The organism is Paenibacillus etheri, from assembly GCF_001012825.1.
Lineage (GTDB): Bacteria > Bacillota > Bacilli > Paenibacillales > Paenibacillaceae > Paenibacillus_AQ > Paenibacillus_AQ etheri.
This window is the reverse complement of sequence record NZ_LCZJ02000026.1, coordinates 351851-365878: the sequence shown is the minus strand read 5'-3', so window position 1 is coordinate 365878 and position 14028 is coordinate 351851. Positions and strand designations below refer to the sequence as shown.

At 42.3% G+C, this 14028-nt stretch carries 9 protein-coding genes and 1 pseudogene; 9 read left to right on the top strand and 1 reads right to left on the bottom strand.

The features are described from left to right. The first annotated feature begins 24 nt into the window (after positions 1–24). From UQ64_RS16760 to UQ64_RS16750, 3 genes are all read left to right on the top strand, one after another. On the top strand, positions 25–7140 hold the full coding sequence (locus UQ64_RS16760; RefSeq protein WP_245238035.1) for an Ig-like domain-containing protein: 7116 nt from the start codon (positions 25–27) through the stop codon (positions 7138–7140). Between the two features lie 178 nt (positions 7141–7318). Next, a complete protein-coding gene (locus UQ64_RS16755; RefSeq protein WP_060624567.1) occupies positions 7319–7810 on the top strand; it encodes an RNA polymerase sigma factor in 492 nt (163 codons plus the stop codon). Next, positions 7807–8808 carry an anti sigma factor C-terminal domain-containing protein gene (locus tag UQ64_RS16750; RefSeq protein ID WP_060624566.1) on the top strand — a complete coding sequence of 334 codons (1002 nt, stop codon included), beginning with the start codon at positions 7807–7809 and terminating at the stop codon, positions 8806–8808. Before UQ64_RS16755 ends, UQ64_RS16750 begins: the two co-directional genes overlap by 4 nt. Positions 8809–8880: 72 nt before the next feature. Here UQ64_RS16750 and UQ64_RS30160 read toward each other — a convergent pair. Next, a pseudogene (locus UQ64_RS30160) lies at positions 8881–9129 on the bottom strand (winged helix-turn-helix transcriptional regulator); the annotation flags it as partial. A 50-nt stretch (positions 9130–9179) separates the two neighbouring features. On the opposite strand from UQ64_RS30160, the gene UQ64_RS16745 reads away from it, so the two are divergent. From UQ64_RS16745 to UQ64_RS16725, 6 genes are all read left to right on the top strand, one after another. Next, the gene (locus UQ64_RS16745) at positions 9180–9434 is read left to right on the top strand and encodes a Rossmann-fold NAD(P)-binding domain-containing protein (protein WP_060624565.1); all 255 of its coding nucleotides are present in this window, start codon (positions 9180–9182) and stop codon (positions 9432–9434) included. Between the two features lie 22 nt (positions 9435–9456). Further along, positions 9457–9627, top strand: coding sequence for a hypothetical protein (locus tag UQ64_RS31730; protein ID WP_209445816.1), 171 nt, complete (start codon positions 9457–9459; stop codon positions 9625–9627). A gap of 151 nt (positions 9628–9778) precedes the next feature. Beyond that, positions 9779–10438, top strand: a complete 660-nt coding sequence (locus UQ64_RS16740) for a class I SAM-dependent methyltransferase (protein WP_060624564.1) — start codon at positions 9779–9781, stop codon at positions 10436–10438. Positions 10439–10562: 124 nt separating this feature from the next. Continuing rightward, complete coding sequence (locus UQ64_RS16735; protein ID WP_060624785.1) at positions 10563–11585, top strand: CapA family protein; 1023 nt, start codon at positions 10563–10565, stop codon at positions 11583–11585. Positions 11586–12126: 541 nt separating this feature from the next. Next, positions 12127–12384 (top strand): AbrB/MazE/SpoVT family DNA-binding domain-containing protein, encoded by a 258-nt coding sequence (locus tag UQ64_RS16730; RefSeq protein ID WP_042125931.1) that lies wholly within the window; start codon positions 12127–12129, stop codon positions 12382–12384. A 360-nt stretch (positions 12385–12744) separates the two neighbouring features. Beyond that, the gene (locus UQ64_RS16725) at positions 12745–13470 is read left to right on the top strand and encodes an HAD family hydrolase (protein ID WP_060624563.1); all 726 of its coding nucleotides are present in this window, start codon (positions 12745–12747) and stop codon (positions 13468–13470) included. The last annotated feature ends 558 nt before the right edge of the window (positions 13471–14028 follow it).

The following is a 14028-nucleotide window of genomic DNA, read 5'->3' as shown; positions in this document are numbered from 1 at the left end:
GTTGTAAATCTATCGGATCTCACGGTGGAAAAAGCGAAGATCAAAGTGGGGAAGACACCCAACAGTGCTGCCATAAATCCGGATAAAACACAGGTATTTGTAACGAACCGGTTAGATAATACCGTTTCAGTTATTGACCCGATAACGGATACTGTTAGTGCAACACTTACGGTTGGGAAGGATCCAAATGGGGTTGCCTTTAATCGGGATGGGAGCAAAGCCTATGTGGCCAATAAATTTGACGGTACACTTTCGGTTATTAATACGAGAACACTTGAGGTCGTTGATGTAATAGTAGCGCCAGGTGAGCCTGTTGCAATGGTTGCAATTGGAGATAAGCTTTATGTAACAAGGCAAAAAGCTGATCTGGTCTCAGTTGTAGATATCCAAAGCGACTCAGTAATTTCGGAAATTTCTGTAGGGCAGCGTCCATTTGGCCTTTCAGTTAATCCCGCAGGCACCAAGATTTATGTAGCTAATCAGGGTCCTGAACAACAACCGGGATCAGTGTCCATTATTGATACGGCAACCGGGGTTAAGGAAGCAGATATTACCGTTGGCATGGAAACCTCTGCGACAGAGGTGAGTCCGGATGGTAGTAAGGTGTATGCCGTAAATACATATGACAATACATTGTCGGTGATCAATACGGCTACTCTTGAAGTGGAATCCACGATTTCTGTTGGTGGTTATCCATACGTTATTGGTCTTTCCAAAGATGGTCTTCAAGCGTACACCGTTAATTATTCTTCGGATAATATGAGCGTAATAGATACAACTACGAACTCAGTTATTAAGACTATATCACTCAGTCCAGGTCCCTTTATGGTAGGTAGCTTCATGGTTCCTGTAGCTGTAGCTGTCAATACAGACCCAGGGAATGGTGGCGGTCAAGCGGACACAGAAGCGCCGATAGTATCGACATATGCCCCTGAGAAAAATGCGCAGAATGTGAAGGTCGATACAGACCTTACGTTGACTTTTAATGAGAATATAAAGGCTGTTTCGGGTAAAAGCATAACGATTTGGAAACCGAAAATCACTTCTAATGCTGGTGGTTCCGAATATCCAGAACTGCTTGCAAGCTCAACTAAAGTAGAGACGATTGCCGCTGATGATACAAGTAAAGTGACAATTTCGAACAATATAGTAAAGATCAATCCAGGTACAGATCTAGATTATAAGACTAATTATTTCGTGAAGATCGACCCAGCTGCGTTTAAGGATTCAGCAGGTAATCTCTATGAGGGCTTGAATGGAGAGATAGAGATTCTTGATGGCCAAGTACATGTGCCGGATGGCTTCACGGGTGCTGAGGTATGGGATTTCAAAACAGGCGCCGGTAATGATACCACTGCACCTATAGCGACAGAGTTCTCTCCTGCGAAAAAAGAATTGAATGTAGCAGTAGATGCTAATTTGACTCTTACATTTAGTGAAAATGTACGTGCGGGAAGGGGGAAATTTATAAAGATTATGGAGCCAGGACAAATGATCTCGGATGGATCATCTAACCATTATATAGAGCCAATCGAGTTCGAACGAATTTCGACGAGTGATACGAAAAAAGTGACGATTTCAGGCAATAAAGTTATAATCAATCCATCAAAAAATATGGCAAATAATAAATATTATTATGTGATGATGGATTCTGGGTCTTTCCAAGATATTTTCAGCAATGATTATGTCGGGATATCCTCTTTTGTCCAATATATTAATAATAATCTGATGGAGTATGGTATGGCCCCTCCTTGGTATTTCAAAACTGGAGCTCCAGCGGATATTGTTGCGCCTACTGCGGTAGGATTAACACCTGCGAATAATGCTAAGGATATTGCGGTGAATACGAACCTTGAACTGACGTTCAGCGAAAATATCAAGACAACTGGCAAAACGATCAAGATTCTGAACAAGGCAGACAATAGTGTTGTAGAGACGATTATAGCGAGTGATACTACGCTAGTCACGGTATCAGGCAGTAAAATGACGATTAAGCTTGCTTCGGAATTGGCGTATGGTACAGGGTACTATGTGCAGATTGAAGCCGGAGCTATTCAAGATATCATAGGTAACAGCTATGCGGGCATCAGTGACAAGACGAGTTGGAACTTCACAACAGTAGCTCCAGATCTCACTGCTCCAACAGTGACCTCTCTGGCACCCGTTATTAATGCAACAAAAGTACCTCTGAACACGGAACTGACTGTCACGTTCAGCGAGAGAGTAAAGGCATTAGCGGGGGAAGAAAAATATATTAGAATCATGTCACCGGGTAGTTCTTTTTATTCTGAAGATTATTATGAATCTCATCCCCCCGAAGAGGTAGAATTGATTGCTATTGATGATACTAATAAAGTAACAGTTGCAGGGAACGTAGTAACTATTAAACAGACCAAGCTGGACTATGGTCGTGAATATTATGTAACCATTGATGAGGGTGCTCTGGAAGACGTGGCAGGCAACAGCTATGAAGGTCTGTACGGTTTTGCGGAATATCAACAATTCTCTGGTTCACCTGGGGTAATCAAGAATATAACGGAAAACACATGGATCTTTGAAATGGTAGCCAAACCGGACACCACGCAGCCATTTGTAAAGACGTTTACACCTGTCAATAACGCGTCAGAGGTTGCGGTTGATACGAACCTTGGGTTGACGTTTAGTGAGAAGGTAGTTCCAGTTGCGGGCAAATACATCACGATCCTCAAAACGTCTGATGATAGTGTAGTTGAAACTATCGCAGCCAACGATGTGACAAAGGTAACATTGTTGGATGTGAAAGCAACTCTTAAGTTGTCGTCCAGCTTGGCAGCCGGAACAGGTTATTACGTGCTGATCGAAGCGGGTGCTTTTAAAGATGAAGCTGGAAATTTGTTTACAGGCATTACTTCCAAAACGGTTTGGAGATTTACAACAGCTGCGGAAATTACAAACGGACCTACTGTAATATCGCTATCTCCTGCTGATGAGGCAACAAATGTTGGAGTGGACTCCGATTTGAAGCTTACGTTTAGTGAAAATGTACTAGGAGTATCAGGCAAAAAGGTAGTGCTCAAAAAGGAGCTTGATAACAGTACTATTTATACATTCGATATGGGTGATATAACCAGTGTTAGCGTCTCAGGCAAAACAGTGACGATCAATCCTTATTTGATGCTGTCAGATCATGACGGAAAATATTTGGACTACAATACGAAATATTATGTACAGGTTGAAGCTGGAGCACTAAAAGATGCGAAAGGTAATGCTTTTGCAGGTATTACGGATATGACCACTTGGAACTTCACGACAGGATTAGCTCCAGAAAAGACGGATCTTACGGCTACAGCATATTCGCCGATAAAAGGGGCTACGAATGTAGTAGCGGATACAAATCTGAAGCTGACATTCAGCTCAGCTGTTCAGGATGTTTGGGGTAAGAAAATTGAAATCCGCAATAAGTCTGACGATAGTATCGTGTACAGCTTTGAGACGGGTACTATGGGCATCAATGTATTGGGTAACACCGTAACGTTTACTCCAATGATTGTAACGCCTGGCAACGGTGTGAAAGTGGGTTATCTACAACCAAGTACAGAATATTATGTCCTTGTTGCGGCTGGAGCGTTTAAGGATGCTGCTGGTAACAAGTACGCTGGAATTACGGATAAAGCAACTTGGACGTTTACGACTGAACCAGATACGGATGGGGACGACATCCCAGATAGCTTAGATCCATTCCCAACGGATCCAACAAAGCCAGGTAACGGTGGTGAACTGGATACAGACGGAGATGGTATTCCAGATAGTCTAGATCCAGATGATGATAACGATGGTCTGAGCGATGAACAGGAAATCGTGCTTGGAACAGATCCGAAAAAGGCGGATACAGACGGCGATGGAATCAACGATAAGGAAGATCCATTCCCGACGGATGCAACGAAACCGGGAAAAGTCGGTGATGAGTTGGATACAGACGGTGATGGTATTCCGGACAGTCTAGATCCAGATGATGATAATGATGGCCTGAGCGATGAACAGGAACTCATTAACGGAACAGATCCGAAGCATCCAGATACAGACGGTGACGGAATCAAAGATAAGGAAGATCCATTCCCATTGGATCCGACAAAGCCAGGTAACGGTGGTGAACTGGATACAGACGGCGATGGCATTCCGGACAGTCTAGATCCAGATGATGATAATGATGGTCTGAGCGATGAACAGGAAATCGTGCTTGGAACAGATCCGAAAAAGGCGGATACAGATGGCGATGGAATCAAAGATAAGGAAGATCCATTCCCATTGGATCCGACAAAGCCAGGTAACGGTGGTGAACTGGATACAGACGGCGATGGCATTCCGGACAGTCTAGATCCAGATGATGATAACGATGGTCTGACGGATGAACAGGAAATCGTGCTTGGAGCAGATCCGAAAAAGGCGGATACAGACGGAGATGGAATCAAAGATAAGGAAGATCCATTCCCGACGGATGCAACGAAACCGGGAAAAGTCGGTGATGAGTTGGATACGGATGGCGATGGCATTCCGGACAGTCTAGATCCAGACGATGATAATGATGGCCTGACCGATGAACAGGAACTTATTAACGGAACTAATCCGAAGCATCCAGATACAGATCATGACGGAATCAAAGATAAGGAAGATCCATTCCCAACGGATCCGACAAAGCCAGGTAACGGTGGTGAACTGGATACAGACGGTGATGGTATTCCGGACAGTCTAGATCCAGATGATGATAACGATGGTCTGACGGATGAGCAGGAAATCGTGCTTGGAACAGATCCGAAGAAGGTGGATACAGACGGTGATGGAATCAATGATAAGGAAGATCCATTCCCATTGGATCCGACAAAGCCAGGTAACGGTGGTGAACTGGATACAGACGGTGATGGTATTCCGGACAGTCTAGATCCAGATGATGATAATGATGGCCTGAGCGATGAACAGGAACTCATTAACGGAACAGATCCGAAGCATCCTGATACAGACGGTGACGGAATCAAAGATAAGGAAGATCCATTTCCATTGGATCCGACAAAGCCATCCTTAAGTCATCTAATAAATGATTTCAATAAGTTGGATATTATCTATGGCGAAGGAGATCATGCGAAGCATGTGGCCAAAACGTTATATTTGACTGAAAAAGGTGCTTCCGGAAATACATCAATCACTTGGGAATCAAGTAAACCTGATGTCGTTAGTGCAACGGGTAAAGTAGTTCAGCCTGGACCTGATGAAACTGATATCGAGGTCACTTTAACTGCAACGATTCTTGACAAAGAGACTGGTGAAAAGCGTACAAAGGTATTTAAAGTGACCATTGTCAGAATGTCAGATGAGGATGCTGTTAGAGATGCTGCTAAAGCATTAGGGGTAGATAAGGCTTTTAAATTCTCGGATGGAGATACATGGGAGTCAGTTACAAATGAATTCTTGTTGCTTGGTACAGGAAAACATGGAACGAAGATAACATGGACCTCGACCAATCTTGATGTTCTTAAACTATCTAGCAAAGATGGTGAAGAACATGGTAGCGTGAACAGACCAGAAGTGGGTGATAAGAATGTAATTGTTACCGCTACGATCTCTAAGGGTACCGCCAAGATTACAAAGAGTTTCCTTCTGGTTGTTACTAACAAGAACATAATGAAGGAAAAAGAAAATACACGCCAAGAGAGCGGAAGAACGGCTGATGTAAAGGCAAACGGAAATGACATGATTTACACAGAGAGTCTGAACATACTCAGAACAACGCTCAGCAATCAGGTTAAGATTGATACTGTTATCGTTGATCCGTCAAAAGTGGAAAGTCTGACGAATTCTTTTAATCCTCAGGATGGAGATATTAAAAACCGGACGCTAACTGTTGAGATTAAGCAGCAAGCAGATGATAAGGCAGATGAGATTGCCATAGAGATTCCGGCTGCAGCGGTTTCGGCACTGGCTGACAGAAATGCGGGTATGAATATCTTTACTGATGAAGGATCTGTTAAGTTGAGTCAGGAAGCTTTAAAAGACGCAACAGCGAAGGGTACAGATCTTTATTTCCGAATTGTACCTATTAAGAACGCACAAGAGGATAGTGAGGCTAAAAAAGCAGCGAATACTGACCATAAGGTTACGTTAGCAGCTGCTGGGAATCAGATAAACTTACTGGGTCTGCCAAGAAAGATCGAAACTAACTTTGGTGGATTTACCACAAAGGTTGTTCTCCCATTAAGTGGAATTACCATTCCAACTGAGAATAGACAAGCTTTCCTAGATGCTTTAAAGGTGTTCATCGAACATACGGATGGCACGACAGAGTTGGTATCAGGAACTATTCAATATGAGAACGGCGTAGTAAAAGGGATCCAATTTGAGATTTCGAAGTTCAGTCGTTTTCAAATCGTGAGTTTCTCCTCTCAGCCGAATAAAGAGAATAATTCGGAAGGAACGAACACGTCCGGTGGCACTACAATCACTAATCCTACTAAAAATAGTGGCACGGACAAGGAACAACCTAACAATCCAAATGTATTCCATGAATCGCATAAAGGATATATTTTAGGCTATGCGGATGGCAGCTTCAACCCGGAACGAATGATTACCCGTGCGGAAATGGCAACGATTTTGGCACGGTTATGGGGTAAAAATGAAGCACAAGCTTCTTCATCTTATAAAGATGTAGATACAACTTATTGGGCTTTGCAGTCTATTAGTGTGGTTACAGCACAAGGGTTAATGAAGGGGTATGAAGATGGCAGCTTTAAGCCGAATCAGCTTATTACTCGTGCTGAAATGGCTATCATTGTAGAGCGCTTGCTGGATAACACACAAAGTGGGACCAGCAGCTTTAAAGACATTAATAGTGGACATTGGGCAAAAAATGCGATTGACCAAGCAAAAGTAGCTGGTATTATCAACGGATATTTGGATGGAACATTCCGTCCGAATCAGACATTAACTCGTGCAGAAGCCGTTGTGACGATTAACAGACTTTTGGTAAGAGGACCATTGCTTGGAGCACAGCAGAAGTGGAAAGACGTCAACGATAAACACTGGGCGTACGGACACATTCAGGAAGCTAGTAAGGACCATTCCTTTGAGAAACAGCAAATTGGTGGAGAGCAATACATTCCTGAGGTAAAATAAATGAATCTTTTATAAGTGAATAAATATTTTTTGAAAAGAGAACCCCTTACGCTATACGGTATCTATATACTGTTAGCGGTAAGGGGATTTTTTGCGAAACTTTTCTTTTAGAAGTTTTTTCTACCACCAGCTAACTTTCCAAGAACTTAACCGTTATACATACGAAGGGAGGTGCAGGATGAAGCCCGGGCAGCTACATCAGATACTTCAACCGAAAATGCTAGAAATCCAAAAATACTTGATTCGTCTCGGGGCACCTGCAGCCGACGCGGAAGATATCGTACAGGATACGGTGTATAAGGCACTTTTGTACATCGACTCCATTGATGAGAACAAATTCAGTGCATGGTTATATAAGGTAGCGATTAATCGCTATTATGATCTGTGCCGCCGCAGCAAGCGGATAGTTATTCCTATTGATAATGTGGATGTTCCAGACATGGAACTGCCGGAGGATCATTTGTTGCTAAAAGAAAAACGGGAAGACATTGACCGCGTTCTTGCAGAACTACTTCCGCTCCATAAACAGCTCATTATTATGAAGTACGAGCTGGAGTTGTCCTATCAGGAAATAGCAGAGCTCCTCGGAATCACAACGGATATGGTCAAATCGGCATTGTTTCGCGCCCGCAAGCAATTTCAAAAAAAGTATAGAGGTGAAGCGGAATGACAGCACCATGGGAAGAAAAGGATGATCAAAACCTTTCGAAAATAATTAAGAAAGCCAAACGAAAAACATTGATTCGTAATACGGTCATTTCGCTGGTTGTGACCATTATAGTATTGTTCGGCGGCATGCTGGGTATCTCTCAACTAACTAGCTGGCTAGCGATGCGCGGGCTGAATGAGGAGAGGATCATGATGGAAATTAGCAATCCTAACCTTCATGAGCTGAGAACTGAGCTGGATCTAGGCTTTTTATCAGGCAAAGTTGAACTGAGTACTTACAAGGTTGTTGAGGGTGTACCGGTCGTGTGGGATACTAAAAAACTGGATTTTAGTATGAGCAGCCGTTTTTCTCTCCTTAATAGGGGATACTCTAGTATTAATGTTCCTGATCCAGTAATGACTAGCCAAAATTATGAATATTACCGAGGATATAACAGTCAAAATGGACAGCGGGAAATGATGTTCTATGTACCCGGGGTGAATTATAACGGAAAAGTGCTGAATGATCTGCCTGCACTCGAACAAATGGAACCTGGCAAGCTGGTAGAGATGGCTGTTTCATTTGATAAAGGCTATACACAAACCGAAGTTGAAGAAATGCTACCAGTTGAACTGGCACAAGTTTGGTATTGGGTAGATACGTATGATAATAAGAAGAATCTTGAATTTATTACGAACGACAGTAGCCCGAATAAATATGCCTTACCGGAATCAGCGAGACAAGTATACGGTTACGGTGTCAAATGGGAAGGGCTATTTAAACCGAAACCAGAGGATTTTTTACAATCCCTAACATATGGTCTTCAGAAGGAGGGCAAATATTATGGGGAATTTGAGAGAATCTCGAATTATTTGAAAAAGGATAAAGCGGCACCGGATGCCAGTGACGTACAGCTACTCGGAGTCGTCGTTACTGGAACTGCGAAGGAGCTGCAAAGCCTCAAAGGAAAGGCATATGTAAATACGGCAGTTCTCGGAGCGGTTGTAGATAAATACTAGATCGGATAGTAAAAAAAGAAGCCCTGGGAACGATGTTCCCGGGGCTATTTTGATCATTTTACAACCAATTATTTATTCTATTGTCCATTTGGCCGACCATAGCTTCATTTCCTTCAAAATTTGATGCAAATCCACACCTTTTGGAGTTAAAGAATATTCCACTGTAACTGGTACGGTAGGAAATACATGGCGCTCAAGTACACCGTGTTCTTCTAAATGGCGAAGGGTACTGGTCAACGCACGAGGGCTAACATTAGTGATTTTTCGCTGAAGCGCTCCAAAACGTTGGGTGCCGTCAAATAACTCTCTTAAATACGAGAAGAGACGCCCCTAAAGAATCCTTATTGGGAGTACTCTAGGATGGAGCATCTTTGTGGACATTGACGCATAATTCGGATTTTGCTAAAGGTTATGTCGGATTGCTTGGGCATCCGGAAGTGATTGGGGGAGGCCATTCATATTACTTCCGACGAAGTGTTGAACTGGATCAGATCTATGCAGCCATAGGGCAAGCAGCAGGTGTGGAGCCGAAAGTGGTTCATATCTCTACAGACTTTATCACAGCCTTCTCCCCTTCAGGGACGGCGGATGGCTTGATCGGATCAAGCGGTCAGCAGTGTCTTTGACAATAGTAAAATCAAACGTCTCGTGCCTGACTTCCAGGCGACCGTTCCTTTCTCTGAAGGGATAAAGCAGTCAATTGCTTGGTTCGAGGCTCATCCAGATCAATGCACGGTCGATGCGGAATGGTCTGATCTTCTGGATTCGTTGATTGAGAAACATGGAATTGAGGCCAAACCTCTTTCATTCTACGCATAAGGTTTATACAGTTATATTTAAAGACGGTTTGTTCCTAAGGGAGCAGCCGTTTTTTTGGGTTTGTCTCGTTCAATGTAAGGTTATGGCATGAATCAGCAAATCATGAATATACTCTCACTACCTTAAATTCCGTTAAAAAGGAGTCCTGGCCATGCCAACACATCCCTTTGTCTCGCGTTTTTTTGTAAACTCAGATGCAAGTCGTGAGAAGTTAATTTATGATTTGCCAGAATCCTGGTGGAGTCGTCCCTTTGAATATGAGTGGTGTATTAACTTTATTTCTCCACATGGGGTTGTACTGGATGCAGCCTGTGGAATTCCTCATCCCTTGAAATTTTATTTAGCAGGGGTATGTGCAGAGGTTTATGCTTGCGATATGGACAGCAGGGTTATTTACCGGGAGGACATTTTAAATGCGATTACAGATGAGATCGGGGAAAAAGCGGCGAAGCAGGTTATAGCTAGAAGAACTAACAACTTGCATCTTGCTCAGGCCAATCTTGCGGACCTACCTTATGAGGATGAGAGCTTTGACACTATTTTTTGCATATCAGTACTGGAGCATTTGACCTTAGAGGATACGGTGGGCACTTTACGGGAATTTCACCGAACGTTGAACGAAGAAGGGCTACTGGTACTAACGTTTGATTACCCGACGGTAAACCTAAATCTTATGAATGATTTGCTGCTGCAGGCTGGATTTCAATACTGGGGGGAGACGGATTTTGAGCTGCCTGCAGATGCCGTGTCCACAGATTTGTGGGGCGGGTTACAATGCTTCCGGGCTGTTTTGAAAAAATCAAAGCGATAACAGGTCTTCTTACCCTTAAATTAGTAATCTATTTCCAGTAAGCTAGAATAATAGCTAATATAGATTCCATAATGAGGATAGGAGGCTGTATTTTTTGAGATTAGGGTCGAATGTACTGCGCAGCATGCTACTCACTACACTTCTATTATCACTGATCCTCCCTTCGACGATTGCATCTAGTGCAGCTTCGCCATCTTCAGAACCTATCAGACTTGCTTTTGCTGGTGATATTCTCTTGGACGGTTTTGTGGGTGATCAGATCGCGAAATACGGAGTGAACTTTCCGTTTGCGAAAGTCGCACCTGCCTTACAAAAGGCAGATATCGCCTTCGCGAATCTGGAAACGCCAGTGTCTATTCGAGGGAAGGCGGCAGAGAAGACCTTTGCTTTTAGGTCCAAACCAGCAGTGCTTGGTGGCTTAACCTATGCTGGGATTGACGGCGTATCTTTGGCTAATAATCACATTTTAGATTTCGGAACAGACGCTATGCTCGACACACTGGTGCATCTGGATCGAAACAAGATTGGCCATACAGGAGCAGGCAAAGATGTAGAGGAAGCGTTCAAACCGTATACAAGGACGGTAAGGGGGAAGAAGATTGCAATTTTAGGTGTAAGCCGAGTGCTTTCAGGCCCTTCTTGGTATGCCGGCAACAATAAACCGGGAGCTGCCTCAGCGTACACCTCGCAGCCTATGCTTACGGCTATTCAGAAGATGTCTAAGGAGAATGATTACACGATTGTGTACATTCACTGGAATGAAGAGTTTAAGGATTACCCTGAACAATACGCCCGTACGCTAGCCAAACAGATGATTGATAGTGGTGCAGATATCATACTCGGCACACACAGCCATTGCCTGATGGGCATCGAATACTACAAAAATAAACCGATCTATTATTCACTTGGAAACTTTGTGTTTAATCGTTCAACACGTGGTGGAGAAAAGACGCTTCACTCGATGCTAGTGAATATTGAGATCAATGATGCCCAGGTGACGAGTAAGATTACGCCAGTCAAGATTATAGGGGGACAGCCCAACTTTATGGAGGATTCTTACAACAGGAAGACAATCAAGCTAATGAATAACCTGTCTTATAATGCAGTTATTGATGCAAATGGCAGGGTCACGGAGAAGAAATTATAACGATATAGCAGATCGACCAGAGATTGCTGGTCGGTTTTTTTGTGATTAAATTCAATTTTTTGTGTTAAATTTATCCAATATTTGATCTTTCTATTAATAATATGTGATACTTATATTAAATAAGAGTGTAGTAGAGCATTAGATTGTCGAAAAAAGTAGATGCATAAAGCCTAAATAGTCTGTATTAACTTTATTAGATGTATTGTTCGCTCTGATATACGCCGAAGTGTTTACAGACTTGATGTATTGGGTAAATGAGATTAATAATAGGGATACTTCGCAAGCTGATTTGTAATCGCAATGTTGGATATTTATTAATTTCAAGACGAATAAATTGGATCGCTTTACAGCGTTTTGTCGAAAGTGTACATATCTTTGTCGAATAATTGTCGATAAATATCATATTTTGTAGAAAATTAATTGACAGGGAAAGAATAGCACTTTAATATTAGTGTATAGCGTAATCATTACTATCACATAGAAGCCTACATAAGCTTTTAGCAAAAATGATTATTAATGTAATTTCAAGGGAGGATGTACGATGATGAAAGCGACAGGCATAGTAAGAAAAGTAGATGAATTGGGACGTATCGTAATTCCTATTGAATTACGTAGAACGATGGGAATTGACATAAAAGACCCGCTCGAGATTTTTGTAGATGGAGAGAAAATTATTCTTAGAAAATACGAGCCAACTTGTATCTTCTCCGGAAGTGCAGAGAACCTCATCAATTTCAAAGGTAAAATGGTAAGCAAAGATGTTCTTGATGAGCTGATTTCCAGCTTTGACAGAGTATAATCGATAGATTACACATTTTTGTTAAAAAAAGAACCGGTACAGCAAGCGCGAAATTGTGCATGCTGCCGGTTCTTTTTTTAATATCACATTAAAAAAGCAGCAAATCCCCTTGGGAAATAGGAAACTTGCTGCAACACAAATGCTTATTCGGACTCCAGCACACTTTGAATTGAAGTGACATGGATATCTCTTCTTTATATTTCAACTTGATATATTACAAGTTGAAATATAAACTGCAACAAGAAATGTAGAGAGCATGGACATTCCGAAGTGATTTCATATATCATAGGGCTTGTACTGGAAATTTCGTGCAGATGAATGTGCTTACCTGAAGCAAAAGAGAATGGGGAGGAACAACAGATGAGTAATGAGGTACAAGGAACAGAACTGAACGCGGTTCACTCGGAGTTGAACAAGCCGGAAGCGATTGTTTTTGATATGGATGGAACACTGTTCCAGACTGAAAGTCTTTTATTACCTGCATATCATAAAATGTTCGATATTTTGCGGGAAGAGGGACTATATGAAGGACCTACACCGCCGGAAGAGCGTATTCTAAGCAGCTTAGGAATGCTACTGGCAGATATTTGGAAGAAGGTTATGCCTGAAGCAGATGAGGCCGTACACCGCCGTGCAGATGAGCTGCTATTGCAGCTAGAGGTCGAAGGACTTGAAGCAGGTGGGACGTTACTGTATCCTCAGGTGGTCGAAACACTGACTGCGCTAAAAGAGCGTGGAGTGCGGTTGTTTGTGGCTAGTAATGGGCTGGAGGAATACATTCGCAGTATAGTTGTGGTGCATGAGCTTAAAGAGTTATTTGAAGGATTGTATAGTGCGGGTGGTCAAGGCACTGCGACGAAGACAGAATTGCTACGCATTTTGCTAGACAATCATGGAATCAAGAGTGCCTGGATGGTAGGCGATCGCTCGTCCGATGTGGAGGCAGGCAAGGGAAATGCTCAAACCGTCATCGGCTGTGCGTATGCAGGCTTTGGACGTCAGGATGAGCTGAAGGGCTCCGATGTTATTATCACTTCCTTCGATGAGTTGATCGACTTGTACGATAACGCATCGGTTAGCGAATAGGAATATCGCGATTTATTTTTGTCAAACGAACAAAAGGCAAACCTCATCTAAGTAGAGGGTTGCCTTTTTTTATTGTTAAGGTTCTAAATACAGATGCAGGAATAGCTCAAAGCTAAAAAGATATACATAAACTAAGGGGATGATCCGATAGATCGTTGAAAGGGGTTATTCCTATGTAATGATAAGGAACGGAGAAGCATGTCAAAGGAGTATAAAAAATGATAATGAGTTTCCTTTTTATTGCTTTAAGTGCTGCACTTGGAGTGGGTATGTGGTTTTTAGTAATAGGTATAGTCTTTTCTATTGGTGGCGGAGACCTATTTATAGTTACTCATTATGATTCCTTATTTTTTTATATTGCTGTTTTTTTGTTATGTATCGTGAGCTATCTTTTGTTTATAAAACATCTATTAGAAAAGGACTTACAGCTATTGCTCCATATTTGTGTGGGTACCACTATTCTCTTCTTTTTTCTAACACCTTTGCTAAACTAATCAAAAATTTTCATTTCGACGAGATTTTTCAAAAATTAGTTCCTTGGAACATCAGAGGTCATAC